Source organism: Cytobacillus sp. ABV4_503 (genome assembly GCF_056158445.1).
Genome location: NZ_JBSWTH010000001.1, coordinates 998,511 through 1,012,525 on the forward strand (window position 1 = coordinate 998,511; position 14,015 = coordinate 1,012,525).

Consider the following 14,015-nt stretch of genomic DNA (forward strand, 5'->3'; position numbering starts at 1 on the left):
CTTACAAATATCAAGTTTTTTCTTTTTTAATCCAGTAAGATGATAAAAAGCGGTTAGGAAGGAGAAAATCATTTGCCCTGGCTGATTCAAATATTGTTACTCGCTATTTTTCTGATTGCAGGGAATTTTGCGGCTGCGTTTTTTCATATTCCGCTTCCTGGAAGTGTCATGGGAATGCTTATGTTATTACTCTTATTGGTAACTAATTTAATTAAATTAGAATGGATAGAGAAAGCAGCATCTTTTCAAATTAAACACATGACCCTGCTGTTTATCCCCTTTGTCATTGGATTATTTTTATCTCCCAATTTTATTCCTCTATTAAATTTTCATTTCCTTTTGGTGCTGATTCTAAGCAGCTTTTGCTGTTTATTGGGCACAGCGTATTCTGTTCAATTGTATGAGAACATAAGAAGGAGGCGCCAAAAATGAGTTCTGTTTTATTCAATAGTATAGGGTGCATCTTGATGACTCTTGCCAGTTATATCGCAAGCCTGCAAGTTTTCAGGAAGTTTAAGAAGAGCTGGCTAAATCCTTTATACACCGGAACTGCACTCTTGATTATCCTTCTTCTATTGGGCAACATCCCTCTATCAGTATATCAGAAAGGAAGCAGTCTGTTTGAACTGCTCCTCCAGCTTTCGGTTGTCTCGTTTGCGGTTCCTTTATATAAGGAGTGGCCCTTAATGAAAAGACATCTTAAGAAAATATTCTCAGGAGTCTTTGCCGGGACCTCCTTAGGCATATTTTCGGTTTACATTATGTCACAGGTTTTTCACTTTAATCAGGAGGTCATGGCATCTCTTATTCCGCGTTCGGTAACACTCCCGGTAGCCTTAACGGTCTCGGATGGCCTGGGAGGAACCACGGCCTTTACTGTTTTCTTTGTGCTATTTTCTGGTCTTTTTTCCGTTACAATGGGACCAAACCTATTGAAGTGGCTTGGAATAAATAGTAAAGCTGCCAAAGGATTGGCAATGGGTACTTCAGCACAGATGCTGGGAGCCAGCCGTTCACTCATGTGGGGAGAGGAAGAAGGTGCCATGGGGTGTATAGCCATGACAACTTCTGCAATTATCATTTCGTTATTCATTCCAATATTGCTGCTTTTGCTGTAACCCGCAATTATCAAAAAACCCATTCATGAAAAAGTGAATGGGTTTTTATGGCGGACAAAAGACATGATTAATTTAGGAGAGAGCAGGACCTGTGTGGTATACTAGGTTAATAGAATTGCATGTTTAATGAGGCTGCCAAGGATCTGTCTGTTTCTTAGTGCCCTTTTTAAACAACCTCGTGAAGGGAGCGTCGGTGCGCGTATGTCAAAAGGAATTGTTTATTACGAAGTAGGAGAACAAATCGAGCTTTTTCTGCTAATCAAAAGTGCAGCTAAAGGGATTGCAAGTAATGGAAAACCGTTCTTGACCCTAATTTTCCAGGACCAAAGCGGAGAAATTGAAGCAAAACTTTGGGATGTGTCTGATGATGATGCGAAAAACTACAGCCCTGAAACCATTGTAAAAGTGGCTGGGGATATTTTAAATTACCGTGGACGCAATCAGCTAAGAATCCGCCAAATTCGGCCGGCGTCCCCAACAGACCCGGTCAAACTGGCAGACTTTCTCGAAACAGCGCCCTTAAGTACAGATGAAATGATGAGTAAAATTACTCAATATATATTTGAAATGAAAAATCCGAATATCCAAAGGATTACTCGCCATTTATTGAAGAAGCACCAAAAGGACTTCCTTGAATATCCGGCAGCTACGAAGAATCATCATGAGTTCGTATCAGGTCTTGCCTATCATGTAGTTTCCATGCTGGATTTGGCAAAGGCAATTTCCGGTTTGTATCCAAGCCTGGATAAGGACTTATTGTACGCTGGAGTCATTTTGCACGATTTAGGAAAGATTACAGAACTGTCTGGACCGATTTCAACATCTTACACAATAGAAGGAAACTTGCTTGGACATATTACCATCATGATCAATGAAATTGGAAAAGCTGCTGAGGAACTGGGAATCAGCAGTGAAGAGATCATGATTCTTCAGCATATGGTTTTATCCCATCACGGCAAAGCGGAATGGGGCAGTCCAAAACCTCCGCTTATTAAGGAAGCAGAAATTCTCCATTACATTGATAATATTGATGCGAAAATGAATATGCTCGATAGAGCCCTTGAGAGGGTGAAACCGGGAGAATTTTCCGAGCGGGTATTTGCTCTGGATAACCGTTCATTCTATAAGCCCAGTTTTCATAAATAATTATTGCCATCCTTCCTAATGGGAACGGATGGCCTTTTTATAGATATTCATATAAATTTTGAAGCGGGGTAACTGTCTAGCTCCAGCGCTTTTCTTATTCTTGTCTATCATATTTTTCCTGGTTTAGCATACATTTTTAATAAATGGACAACCATTATGAAAAGAAAGAGGGGAAAATGATGATTCCAATTTGGGTATATTTTGTTGCAGCCGGAATCGTTGTAAGTGCATATATGGCGGTAACGACGGGCAGGGAAGAGAAAAAGGTGGAGCAGGACAGCATTGAACGCGAGGGTGAAATTTATATGAAGCGTCTTGAAAGGGAAAAAGAAGACCGGAAATCCGCTCAGCAATCTGCAGGCTGATTTGAATCAGTATAAAAAACACATAAATAACGGGACTCCAGCATGGAGCCCCGTTATTCATTATTTTTCTTCAGTTCCAGCTTCACCTTCTGCGCCTGCTTTCGGTTCATCAAGAACTCCTTTTAGTTCCTTATCTTTAATATCAACATCAGCAGCCTTTAATTCACGATCCATTGCCTGCTGAATTTTATCGCCGTCAAGCTTGGACACTTTCACTTGATATTCCATTTCCTTCTTCATTTCATCAAATGATTTCTTCTCTTTTTTCTCTGTTACTTGGATGATGTGGAAACCATGCTCAGATTTAACAGGAGCGCTGATTTCGTTCACATCAAGGGCATAAGCAGCCTCCTCGAATTCAGGCACCATTTTACCTGGGCCGAACCAGCCTAAATCTCCGCCATTTGCAGCAGACCCTGGGTCTTTTGAATATTCTTTGGCCAGGTCTTCAAATTTTCCGCCTTCGTCCAGTTTTTTCTTTACTTCGTTTGCAGTTTTTTCATCCTCTACAAGGATATGGCGTGCTTTAATTTCCGGCTTGTAGTTATCATAGTATTCTTTAACTTCTTTTTCTGTTGCTTCAATATCTTTAATAGCTGCTTTTCCTGAAGCAATCCTGTTTTGAAAGTTTTCTTTAGATCTTCTTCATCCTTATAGCCATATTGCATAAGCGCCATCTCAAAGTTTGCGCCAAGCTGCTGTTTTAGTTCGTCGATTTTCTCATTAAGTTCTTCGTCTGTTACTTCGTATTTATCAGAAAGAACTTTTTCATAAATGAGCTCCTGGAGCGCCTGTTCGCCGTATTTTTCCTTCATTGCTTCATAAAGCTCGTCCTTCGTAATGTTTCCGCTCTTTGTTTCAACGACTACATCTCCTGATTCGCCGCCGTTGCTGGTGCATGCGCTTAATCCAATTACTCCGGCTGCAATGGAGAGGGATAGCATCCATTTTTTCATGTTGAACACTCCTAAATTAATTTTCAATTCGGCTCTGGAGAGCTGGGGCTGGAATTTTTATACATATAAATAACAGCAATTGTCTTCACTGAGCCTGCATTTATCACAATCCCTACTATACCATAAATGTAAAAAATAACAAAAGAAGAAAGTAATGCTTGGTCTATAACACAGTGTTTTTTAAAAAATTTGGGTATTCGCCCATCCCATTCAGGACAATTGTACATATGATACATGGAACCCTCTGATGGGAGGTTTCAAAGCAGCCTAAAAAAGTTAGGATAGCCGGGATAGAAGCCTATCCGACCACAGAGGCAAATGAATAGGATATGGTAGCAACCTGAAGGGGAGGTGTTATCCATGGGTGCTGGATACGGCGGAGGTTTCGCGTTAATCGTTGTATTGTTTATTTTATTAATTATTGTAGGCTGTGCGTGGCTGTAAATCTATGGTGGGCATAGGGTCTATTGAAAGGGCCCTGTGCCGGAATTTGAGAGGAGGCAACCATATGTCTGGAGGACATGGATGCGGCGGAGGTTTTGCGTTAGTTGTCGTGCTGTTCATTTTGTTAATCATCATTGGAGCTTCTTGTTTTTGCTAAGCTTTTGATGTATATATAAAAGCGGCGGAATATTTCCGCCGCTTTTGCTCATTTTTAAGAGCTCTCAGGATATCCTAAGCATACAAGATTTCTACAAAAGAAGAGATTAGCAATATGGTAATAAGAATGTTAATGGTTCTGAATACTTTGGGCTGCCGTTCCTCAGGAATCTCTTTTTGGAGACAAAGCGAATTTGTCATCTTGTTGATATAAAATAAAATAAAAACGGCAAAAATAATAAAGATGGAGATCATCCAAGATTCCCTCCTTGGGCAGTCATATTATTGCTTTTACATGTTTTGTCTGTTATTTACAATATCAAAGTTCACAAAAAAAAGATAGTAATAAAGATTGGCTGTCCGGTAAGTAAAAGGTATCCTTTGTCAGGATACCCGGGATTTATGCTTATGCTACTGGTTCGAATGAAGCAATATCTCAAACCCATCTTCGTTTTCTTCAACATAAGATTGATTTGGGGCATTCAGCACATTTTTGGCGCACACAATGTCAGAAAAAGATAAGCCTGCATGGAAAGCAAACAGGATTATTAAATAATGAACATAGTGCGGAAAAATAAAGCAAGCAGCCAGAAGCATGCTGTTTATAATAAGCATAGGGGCCAGAGTTGCAGTCAGGAAAAGCCGTTTTGAAATAGGCTCCGTTATTCGAATATATATAATTGGCATAAAGCCATATTTAATTGTCAGCTGTTTTTTAACGATACTTCCAAGGTGTGCAATAGGCAGAAAGTGAATCAGCTTATGCACAGGATACATCAGCCATAAACCGGCTGCCAAGAAAATGAAATAATTATCGTAAAAGGAACCTGGCACAAATACATATGTTGCAGGAACATATGTAATTATGAAAGTAGCCAGCATGGTTAAGGAAGACAGTATAAAAAGTCTTTGCGATCCGTATTGCTTCGTGAAGTTAATCGTCTTCCAGCAATTCATCATAAAAATACCTCCAAAAGGAGTAAAATAGTAATCTTTCAAACTCACTTAAGATACTTTACGATGAATAAATAAAAAAATCAATAGGGAATACTAACACATTTTGTCGAATAAAATTTTAATATAATTAAATTAATGTGAAACTGTGAGCAACTGAATTTATAAATACAAAGCGAATATTATGCATTCGCTTTGTAAGGGTTTACATAATGAAGAAAGGAACTTAACTTATTTAAACAAGTTCCTTTTGTGCTGTTGGTTTTTTCTTTAATTTCCCCTCATCTTCATCAAATTGATTTTCAAGATTAGCAAAGGACTTTTCAAAAATCTCCATGAAATCATCACCATATATATTGCGGACTATCGCCATAATTTCAATGATATCTGGAAATTTCCCATACAGTTCCCTTAATGGCATCGCACCTGAGAACACGGCATTTTTCTCAGGTGAATAGGTTTCCATAAGACTTAGCAATACCTTTTCTCCATCCTCAGTCAATTTAATATAGGTATTTCTTTTATCGCTTTCTTTCTTTGAAAACTGAAGAAAACCTCGTTCTTCGAGCTTTTTTGAGAAATTGAATGCAGTTGAAACATGCATTACACCAAATTTGGCAACATCGGAAATCGATGCACCGTTTAAATGATAGGCAATCCATAAAATATGGTGTTCATTAATATTTAAATCGTAGGGTTTTATCCATTGCTGCCAATCTTTTTCTATAGACTTCCACAGGGCTTTACTCAGCTGTGCCACTCGCTGGCTGAAGATCATTGCTTCCTTCATAGAAACTGGTTTATCCGACATTCAAAAATTCACCTACTTTGTAAAATTAATTATTTCTGGTCAAACAGCCAGAAGTTCATTTTTCTTTTCATAGTATCATTATGCCAATAAAACAAAAATTAATAAAGATATAAATTTACAAAATTTTTAGAAATATAATTATATATTTCTATAAAAGGCTTAAGGACAAGGGATGAGAGCTTGTTCAAAGATCTATAAAATTTTGAAGCATTTTCATAATATATTGGTTTTCGTTCAAAAATAAAAAAATCCTTCTTTTTAACTAAAGAAAAAAGAAGGATTTTTTTATTACTTTTTATTTAAATTTGTTTCAAGCTCATGGATGGCTGCTTCAATTTCCTGCAATTCTCTCTGCAGCTTGTGCTGATGGGGAAGGATTTCGTTTTTCCAGTTGCTGATTGAATATTTAATGTCGTTTGAGAATTCCTTAAATGCGGTTTTTCCTTCCTTCGAAGCAAATGATGCTGAGTTCTTTATGGCCAGCAATTCGGATTTTAATTCGCTCAGCTGCTCCTTCAGGGTGTCTGTGGTTTCTTTTAACTGCTGTCTTGTATCCCTTCCTGAAGCAGGTGCGGTCAATAGGGTAGATATGCCGGCTGCAGCGCCGCCTGCTAATAATCCAAGCAATAGCGATTTGGCTTTCATAATGATCACCTCAAAATCTTGTTTATATGTCTATTTTACTGCATTACTCATTTTTATAAAGCAGAAAATGAAAAGTGCCCGTTCCTATATCTATATCACAAAATATAGAAGGGTAAACCATATCCTCATAGCTCCCGGGATACAGGCATACAATTCAGTAGAGGGATATAAAGCGAAAGGGGGAGAGAGGTTGTCCGGAGCGGCGGCTGGGATTTTTGCATTGAGTGTGGTGCTGTTTTTAGGAGGTATTCATTTTTTTCTTTCTATAAAGAAACCCGGAGTCTATCCTCCGAAGTATGTTCTGAAAAAAGGGCAGCTGCTCTAGCAGCAGCCGGTGCACTGTTGTTCCTGCTGGGAATGATTGTAGGGAGTTTCCAATAATGTAAATATAAAAAGCCCGCTTATTTCGCGGGCTTTGTCTATTACTGGCTGATCGTCTGCTGAGTCAGCTTCGTTCTGTTTGCAATTGATTGTGCTACTGGATAAAGGATAATCATTGCCACCGTGTTAACTGCAGCTGCGGGCAGTACAACTGCTGCAAATAATGCAGCGAATGGCCCTGGCAGTCCGACAATTAGGTATGCGGAAGTTAAAAACACAATTCCGGATACAATTGTTCCTGCTGCTGTTAAGACAGCTGCACTGGCGATATTCTTCCGGAATTTCTGTAAGATCAGGAACATTGCGAAAAAGGTGAATCCAGTAACAGGCTTATCAATAATATTTGGGATTAATCCTCCAGGAAAAGTTGTGGTAAGCCCGGATATCAGGCCTGTAACCAAACCTAAAAGCAAAACGCTTTTGCTGTCTGGATAAAGGATTATGCCCAAAAACATCATGGTAAGCATCATGTCGGGTTTCATCCCAAGAAAGAACCCTGGAACAACGGCATGAAGCACTGCGCCCATCCCGACTAATAGGGATAAGGCTACTAAATTTTTTGTATTCATTTCTAATCTCTCCTCTGCTATTCTCTGACTAAGCTCTGTTCGTCTCTCCTGCAGTGCACTCTTTGCCTGCAGCGAAAAACTTTAACTCATTATAACACATATACCCGGGATAAAAAGGTGTTATATTTTTAATTTTTATTCTTAAAGGCTTTCATAAATGCGGCCAGTTTTTCAACATGCTGTTCTGGCACAGCATTGTAAATGGAAGCGCGGCAGCCGCCTATGGAACGGTGTCCACCGAGTCCAACAAACCCTGCTTCATTTGCCTGGTGCAGAAATTCCCTTGAGAGGTCCTCTTTATGAAGGTTAAAAGTGACATTCATGAGGGATCTGCTGTCTTTATGAGCATGTCCTATGTAAAAGCCTTCGCTTTCATCTATAACATCATATAGGATTTTTGCCTTCTTTTCATTTGTCTTTTCTATCTGCTGCAGGCCGCCTATCTTATCTGCCCATTCAAGCACCAGGGACAGTAAATAAATAGCCAGAGTTGGAGGTGTGTTATATAAAGAGTTATTATTGGCAAACGTATTATAATTCAGCATTGCAGGGAGCTTTTCTGATGATCTTTGTAATAGTTCTTTTCGGATAATGACTACTGTTACACCGGAAGGGCCGAGATTTTTCTGGGCGCCTGCATAGATCATATCAAATTGTTCCACTTCCAATGGACGGCTTAAAATATCGCTGGACATATCTGCTACAAGTGGTGTTTTTTCATTAGAAGGAAATTCTTTCCATTGGGTACCGTAAATTGTATTGTTGCTGGTAATATGAAGATACGCGGCATTGTCAGGAATATTATCCTGATTGTATGCTGGGATGAAACGGTATTTTTGATCCTTGCTGGAGGCAGAAATAACGGTGTCGCCAATTTTATCTGCTTCTTTTAAGGCTTTCTCCGACCAGGAGCCACTGAGGATATAATGGGCTTCTTGATCTTTTCCCAGCAGGTTCATCGGAACCATTGAAAACTGGAGACTTGCACCTCCCTGGATAAATAGCACCTCATAATTATTCGGAATGGCCAGCAGTTTTCTCAATAGTGCTATTGCCTGATCATGTACTGCCTGATACTCTTTGCTTCTATGGCTTAGTTCCATTATGCCCATCCCGGTATTGCTGAAATTCAGTAAATTCTTTTCCGCTTTTTTTAATACCTCTTCCGGCAGGGCCGCGGGACCTGCATTAAAATTTAGAGCACGGTACATTTTTCTCCCTCCAAAAATATAAAATCAATGTACTATAACGCTGTAAAGAAATAAAGATATTTAATATGTTAACAAAATTTACTGATTTGTACAGAGAAAAAAATGAACATTTTGAAAATTAGGGGATGAAAGAAGCAAAAAAATTCCTCCTGAAGAAACAGGAGGAAGAGGAATTTATAAATGTTTTTTTATAGCTTCAGAAATTTCCTGAAGGTCGGACGCTGAATATTCCGATTGATGTGATTTCCATACAACTCCTAAGCCATCACCTTCGCCGTAGCGGGGAATAAGGTGGGAGTGAAAGTGGAAAACGGTCTGCCCGGCATGTTCACCGTTGTTATTAATTAAATTCAAACCAATGGGATCAAATTCATCTTTGATGGCTCTTGCAATTTCCGGAACAGCTTCGAAATAGCTTCGGGCTGTTTCCGCATCCATTTCATATAAATTTTCTTTATGTACTTTCGGAATGACGAGCGTATGCCCTTTAGTGACCTGGCTTATGTCCAGAAACGCCATCACATGCTCGTTTTCGAAAACTTTGGCTGAAGGAATCTCGCCATTGATTATTTTACAGAAAATACAATCGTTCATTATGTCAGCTCCTAACCAAATATTCTTTTACACAATTCTACCATATTCGCCAAAAAACAAAAAAGTGAAACATATTACTGGGGAAAGGATTATTGCATTGTCCTATTCATAAAATAAAAAGACAGGATTCACTTGGAATCCTGTCTTCGGTGAAGGGGAAGCTTCTATTGGAACGTTTCTGATTCAGGTAAATTCTCTTTAACAAACACCTCATTTATGAATGAATTGTGTTTATCTCTAGAGAAAATCGATCTTTGTTCAATCGGACCATCCCCTTATTTCTTTATATGCATTCACGGGCGTATAAAGCATGGATGATAGTCTTTAACAAACACCTCATTTATAAAATGACTTAGTGACCACTTTCGGGTGAAGCGATCAAGTGTTTAAGATCATCAGGTTTCATGTGCAATGCAACCATCCCCTTATTAGGAACGTTTGAAGCTTATACTGAAAGGAAACTGTCTGCGACAGACACCTCATTTCAAGTTTTGATCATCTGAATGTTGTTCAAATGATTTGTTTCCCCTTCATAGATTAGAATGTCCGGATTCGGGATTTATATGCAGGGATTTTCCCCAAACTGGACAATATCCTCTGGCTTTTTTTACAATGGTCTTACATATATAGTAGGAAGGACGTTGAAAAATGGCGCTGCTCGAAATTAAAAACGTTACCGGTGGCTATACAAGAAACCCGGTTTTGAAGGATGTCTCCTTTGATGTGGCAGAAAAAGAAATTGTCGGCCTGATTGGTCTTAACGGAGCCGGAAAAAGTACGACCATCAAACATGTAATTGGTTTAATGGAACCAAAGGAAGGCGAAATAACGATCAATGGCACGCTATTCCTTAAGGATAAGGAAGGGTATCGCAAGCAATTCACCTTTGTTCCGGAAACGCCGATTTTATATGATGAATTAACACTGGAAGAACATTTGCGTCTAACAGCCATGGCATACGGCCTGCCTGAAGCAGACTATAAATCAAGAGTGGCGACACTCCTAAAGGAATTCAGAATGGAAAAAAGACTGAAGTGGTTTCCTGCCCATTTTTCTAAAGGGATGAAACAAAAGGTAATGATTATGTGCGCCTTTCTGGTGCAGCCTTCATTATACATTGTTGATGAACCGTTTGTAGGTCTTGACCCGCTGGGCATTCAATCACTTCTTGATTTGATGAAAAAAATGAAAGAAAGCGGTTCAGGCATCCTTATGTCCACCCATATACTGGCAACTGCTGAAAGATATTGTGATCGTTTTGTGATTTTGCATGAAGGAAAAGTGAGGGCGAAGGGAACTTTAGCAGAGCTGCAGCAGCAATTTGCTATGCCGGGAGCAACCCTTGATGATTTATATATCCAGCTCACAAAGGAAGAAGATTATGTTTGATGAAAAACAATTATGGAAGGAGAGATTCGGGAGGACAGTCAAAGAGCTTTCCCGCTATCTCCGCTATATTTTTAATGGCCATATTGTCATTGTCATGGTGTTCCTTCTGGGCACTGCCGCTTTTTATTATCAGGAGTGGATAAAGGCACTACCCAGTCATTTTCCTGCTGCAGCGGTAATGGCACTTATTTTAGCTCTTCTGGTTACATACAGCCCGATTTATACATTTTTTTCTGAGGCGGACAAAATTTTTCTTCTGCCGCTTGAAGATAGGCTTTCAGGTTATTTTAGACGTTCCCTGGCAGTCAGCTTTTTAGTGCATGCATACATCCTGGTATTGGGGCTGGGGATTTTTATGCCCTTGTATGCCAGAGTGAATGATGGCAATTTTAAAACGTTTTTACCTTTTCTGCTTATTTTGCTGTCGTTAAAAATTGTCAATTTGCTGATCCGCTGGAAGATACAATATTACATCGAAACAAGCGTGCTTATTCTGGATGCATGTGTGCGTTATGCAATAAACACTGTGTTCCTATATTTTCTTTTTAGCGGTGCCTCCCCCATTTTTATGCTGGCGGCAGGCGTGCTCCTCCTTCTGCTGTATTTGTTCTTTAGTGTGAAATCCAGGGATAAAGGACTAAAATGGGAGTTTTTGATTGACCAGGAAGAGCGGAGAATGACGTCTTTTTACAGGCTTGCCAATATGTTTACAGATGTTCCAAAGCTTAAAGATCGTGTAAAAAGGCGGAGATGGCTTGATTGGCTGCTATCTGGCATTCCTTTCAAACAAGATGCAACGTTTAAAAACCTTTTTGTCCGAACGTTTCTCCGTTCTGGTGATTACTTCGGTCTATTCATTCGTTTAACGTTCATTGGTGCTGGAGCGATTTATTTAATTTCGTATGGAAAGGGACAAATACTGCTTGTACCGCTCTTCATGTACTTAACAGGCTTTCAGCTCCTGCCTCTATGGAATCATCATCAGGATAAGCTGTGGGTGAATTTATACCCGGTTAAAGGGGACATAAAGGAGAATTCCTTTAAACAGCTGCTTACAGGCATCCTATATGTTCAGGCACTTCTCTTATCGCTGGCTGTCCTGGCCAATGGCGGCTGGATGGCATCACTGCTGTCTTTGGCATTAGGGATTTTATTTGCATATGTATATACTCATTTCTATATTCAGAAACGGCTGGCGGGCAGCCGGGTATAAAATGAAACCATTTCTGTCTGGCATACGTATGTATAGTCATCCTGAATGAAGGCAGGTATGAAAATGAGGGAGTATGAATTAAAAGCGTATCACGAAATTGAAGAGTGGAAGAGACGAATTAACAAGCGCTCCAGTATGCTGAATCGCCTTTCGAAAAAAGCTCAAACAAAGGTAAATAGTATAATACCTGAAAAAGCTCATCAAATTATTACAGACAGCATAAGGAATATGGTGAAGGCAACCCTGATTGGATCAAATGCCACCACCAGAAAAAAACCATCTGCCAGCCGCGGCCTTGATGCGATGGATCACATGCTTGAAGAGAAGGTTTCGACCTACCGCAAAACAGCTGCGGTCGAAGGTGCCGGGACTGGGGCAGGGGGAATTCTCCTTGGCCTGGCAGACTTTCCTTTACTACTGAGCATAAAGATGAAATTTCTTTTTGAAGCTGCCGCCGTATATGGATTTGATACAAATGATTATGAAGAGCGCTTGTTTCTCCTGCACGTCTTTCAGCTCGCATTTTCCAGTGATGAAAAAAGGAAAGAAACCTTGAAGCTGATTGAAGAATGGGATGACCGTAAGGAAGCATTAGGAGACATGGACTGGAAGGTATTTCAGCAGGAATACCGTGATTATATCGACTTCGTTAAGATGCTCCAGCTTGTGCCCGGTATAGGTGCTGCTGTTGGAGCGTATGCAAACTATAATTTGCTTGATCATTTAGGTGAAACCGCTAAAAATGCTTATCGTCTTCGGATATTAAAGACAGCCCCAAGACCTGATTAGGCTTGGGGCTGTCTTCTCGGACTTTCTCCTTGCTATCCTACCTCAACAGAATCCTTGTTTTCCTGAAAGCTATGATAGTTTAAAGCTGCTGCTCCCAATGTTTTAGCTGCGATCAGCATGGCTTTTTCATCGATATCAAACTTTGGATGATGGTGCGGGTAATTTTCAACTGTGCTTTCCGGTCTTGCACCTGTAAAGAAGAAGGTGCCTTTCACATGCTGCAGGTAATAAGCGAAATCTTCTCCGCCCATCTCAGGGTCTGTCTCTTCCACCCATTTGACTCCATTAATTTTCCCTGCTAGATCAGCCAGGTATTCGGTTTCTTTTTTATGATTCACAACAGCAGGGTAGCCTCTATGGAATTGATACTCATAAGCGCTGTCTGCTGTGTAGCATGTTCCTTTTACTATGCGCCCGATTTCCTCTTCGATATTATTGCGGACTTCTTCGTTAAATGTGCGGACGGTGCCGATCAATTTTGCTCTATCGGCAATTACATTAAATGCGTTATCAGCTACAAATGATCCAACTGTTACAACTGCAGAATCAATTGGATTTACTTTTCTGCTGACGATTTGCTGAAGATTGACGACCAGCTGAGACGCTGTTACAATCGCATCTTTTGTTTTGTGAGGCTGTGCTCCATGCCCGCCTTTTCCTTGGATGGAAACTTCAAATCTGTCTGCTGCTGCCATAATTGGACCCACTCTATATTGAATTTTCCCTGTTGGTTCGGATGCCCACAGGTGAGTTCCAAAAATGGCATCGACTCCCTCAAGGCAGCCATCTTCGATCATCGATTTTGCTCCGCCTGGGGCATATTCCTCAGCGTGCTGGTGAATCATGACATATGTACCCTCTAATTCATCGCGAAGTTCATTGAGTGCCTTTGCCAGCACAAGCAAAGTTGCTGTGTGTCCATCGTGTCCACAAGCATGCATAACACCCGGTACCAATGATTTATATGGGACATCCTTTTCATCCTGGATAGGCAGTGCATCAAAATCTGCTCTTAAAGCGATGGTTTTTCCTGGTTTGCTTCCATGGATCGTAGCAACTACTCCATTTCCTCCTACATGTCCACGGACTTCAATACCCAGATTTTCATAATAGGTTTTTATATAGTGAGCAGTTTTTTCTTCCTTAAAGGATACTTCAGGGTTTTGATGAAGATAGCGGCGGATGGAGACCATTTCATCGTAATAGCCTTCCAGATTTTTAAATAATGTTTCGGACATGATTCCCTCTCCTGTCTGCATAATTTTTTCATTATT

The 14,015-nt window shown here is 40.1% G+C and carries 18 protein-coding genes and 1 pseudogene; 10 read left to right on the top strand and 9 right to left on the bottom strand.

What is annotated here, in order from left to right:
* Window positions 1-93 precede the first annotated feature (93 nt).
* The 4 genes from ACXAD1_RS05145 (at window position 94) to ACXAD1_RS05160 (ending at window position 2,629) form a co-directional block, all read left to right on the top strand.
* On the top strand, window positions 94-432 hold the full coding sequence (locus tag ACXAD1_RS05145) for a CidA/LrgA family protein (RefSeq protein WP_280516063.1): 339 nt from the start codon (window positions 94-96) through the stop codon (window positions 430-432).
* On the top strand, window positions 429-1,118 hold the full coding sequence (locus tag ACXAD1_RS05150; protein ID WP_206835029.1) for an LrgB family protein: 690 nt from the start codon (window positions 429-431) through the stop codon (window positions 1,116-1,118). Before ACXAD1_RS05145 ends, ACXAD1_RS05150 begins: the two co-directional genes overlap by 4 nt.
* A 201-nt stretch (window positions 1,119-1,319) precedes the next feature.
* The gene (yhaM, locus tag ACXAD1_RS05155) at window positions 1,320-2,264 is read left to right on the top strand and encodes a 3'-5' exoribonuclease YhaM (RefSeq protein WP_206835032.1); all 945 of its coding nucleotides are present in this window, start codon (window positions 1,320-1,322) and stop codon (window positions 2,262-2,264) included.
* A 179-nt stretch (window positions 2,265-2,443) separates the two neighbouring features.
* A complete protein-coding gene (locus ACXAD1_RS05160; RefSeq protein WP_206837607.1) occupies window positions 2,444-2,629 on the top strand; it encodes a sporulation YhaL family protein in 186 nt (61 codons plus the stop codon).
* Between the two features lie 60 nt (window positions 2,630-2,689).
* On the opposite strand, the pseudogene ACXAD1_RS05165 reads toward ACXAD1_RS05160, so the two are convergent.
* Window positions 2,690-3,585 (bottom strand): annotated as a pseudogene (locus ACXAD1_RS05165) (peptidylprolyl isomerase).
* A 360-nt stretch (window positions 3,586-3,945) separates the two neighbouring features.
* Between ACXAD1_RS05165 and ACXAD1_RS05170 the strand changes: the two are divergent.
* Window positions 3,946-4,029, top strand: coding sequence for a YjcZ family sporulation protein (locus ACXAD1_RS05170; protein ID WP_019381424.1), 84 nt, complete (start codon window positions 3,946-3,948; stop codon window positions 4,027-4,029).
* A gap of 64 nt (window positions 4,030-4,093) precedes the next feature.
* A complete protein-coding gene (locus ACXAD1_RS05175; RefSeq protein WP_082139012.1) occupies window positions 4,094-4,186 on the top strand; it encodes a YjcZ family sporulation protein in 93 nt (30 codons plus the stop codon).
* Between the two features lie 74 nt (window positions 4,187-4,260).
* Here the strand turns inward: ACXAD1_RS05175 and ACXAD1_RS05180 are convergent, their stop codons facing one another.
* From ACXAD1_RS05180 to ACXAD1_RS05195, 4 genes are all read right to left on the bottom strand, one after another.
* A complete protein-coding gene (locus tag ACXAD1_RS05180) occupies window positions 4,261-4,440 on the bottom strand; it encodes a hypothetical protein (RefSeq protein ID WP_009331432.1) in 180 nt (59 codons plus the stop codon).
* Window positions 4,441-4,596: 156 nt separating this feature from the next.
* The gene (locus ACXAD1_RS05185) at window positions 4,597-5,145 is read right to left on the bottom strand and encodes a DUF3267 domain-containing protein (protein ID WP_206835040.1); all 549 of its coding nucleotides are present in this window, start codon (window positions 5,143-5,145) and stop codon (window positions 4,597-4,599) included.
* 229 nt (window positions 5,146-5,374) lie between these two features.
* On the bottom strand, window positions 5,375-5,950 hold the full coding sequence (locus tag ACXAD1_RS05190) for an HTH-type transcriptional regulator Hpr (RefSeq protein WP_206835042.1): 576 nt from the start codon (window positions 5,948-5,950) through the stop codon (window positions 5,375-5,377).
* Between the two features lie 288 nt (window positions 5,951-6,238).
* Window positions 6,239-6,595, bottom strand: coding sequence for a YtxH domain-containing protein (locus ACXAD1_RS05195; protein ID WP_206835043.1), 357 nt, complete (start codon window positions 6,593-6,595; stop codon window positions 6,239-6,241).
* A 67-nt stretch (window positions 6,596-6,662) separates the two neighbouring features.
* Here ACXAD1_RS05195 and yhzF point away from each other — a divergent pair, with 67 nt between their 5' ends.
* Entirely contained in the window at window positions 6,663-6,920 is a 258-nt protein-coding gene (yhzF, locus tag ACXAD1_RS05200) for a membrane protein YhzF (RefSeq protein ID WP_474909605.1), read from the top strand.
* A 97-nt stretch (window positions 6,921-7,017) separates the two neighbouring features.
* Here the strand turns inward: yhzF and ACXAD1_RS05205 are convergent, their stop codons facing one another.
* The 3 genes from ACXAD1_RS05205 to ACXAD1_RS05215 all read right to left on the bottom strand — a co-directional run bounded on the left by ACXAD1_RS05205 (window position 7,018) and on the right by ACXAD1_RS05215 (window position 9,350).
* A complete protein-coding gene (locus tag ACXAD1_RS05205; protein ID WP_474909606.1) occupies window positions 7,018-7,545 on the bottom strand; it encodes a tryptophan transporter in 528 nt (175 codons plus the stop codon).
* 128 nt (window positions 7,546-7,673) lie between these two features.
* Window positions 7,674-8,756, bottom strand: a complete 1,083-nt coding sequence (gene serC / locus ACXAD1_RS05210) for a 3-phosphoserine/phosphohydroxythreonine transaminase (RefSeq protein ID WP_206835048.1) — start codon at window positions 8,754-8,756, stop codon at window positions 7,674-7,676.
* 174 nt (window positions 8,757-8,930) lie between these two features.
* A complete protein-coding gene (locus tag ACXAD1_RS05215; RefSeq protein ID WP_370224993.1) occupies window positions 8,931-9,350 on the bottom strand; it encodes an HIT family protein in 420 nt (139 codons plus the stop codon).
* Between the two features lie 648 nt (window positions 9,351-9,998).
* Here ACXAD1_RS05215 and ACXAD1_RS05220 point away from each other — a divergent pair.
* The 3 genes from ACXAD1_RS05220 (at window position 9,999) to ACXAD1_RS05230 (ending at window position 12,741) form a co-directional block, all read left to right on the top strand.
* Complete coding sequence (locus ACXAD1_RS05220) at window positions 9,999-10,739, top strand: ABC transporter ATP-binding protein (RefSeq protein ID WP_206835053.1); 741 nt, start codon at window positions 9,999-10,001, stop codon at window positions 10,737-10,739.
* On the top strand, window positions 10,732-11,952 hold the full coding sequence (locus tag ACXAD1_RS05225; protein WP_474909607.1) for an ABC transporter permease: 1,221 nt from the start codon (window positions 10,732-10,734) through the stop codon (window positions 11,950-11,952). Before ACXAD1_RS05220 ends, ACXAD1_RS05225 begins: the two co-directional genes overlap by 8 nt.
* Window positions 11,953-12,015: 63 nt before the next feature.
* The gene (locus ACXAD1_RS05230; protein ID WP_474909608.1) at window positions 12,016-12,741 is read left to right on the top strand and encodes an EcsC family protein; all 726 of its coding nucleotides are present in this window, start codon (window positions 12,016-12,018) and stop codon (window positions 12,739-12,741) included.
* Window positions 12,742-12,773: 32 nt separating this feature from the next.
* Here ACXAD1_RS05230 and ACXAD1_RS05235 read toward each other — a convergent pair whose 3' ends face one another.
* Window positions 12,774-13,979: a M20 family metallopeptidase gene (locus tag ACXAD1_RS05235; protein ID WP_474909609.1), complete on the bottom strand. Its 1,206-nt coding sequence runs from the start codon at window positions 13,977-13,979 to the stop codon at window positions 12,774-12,776.
* Window positions 13,980-14,015: the final 36 nt, after the last annotated feature.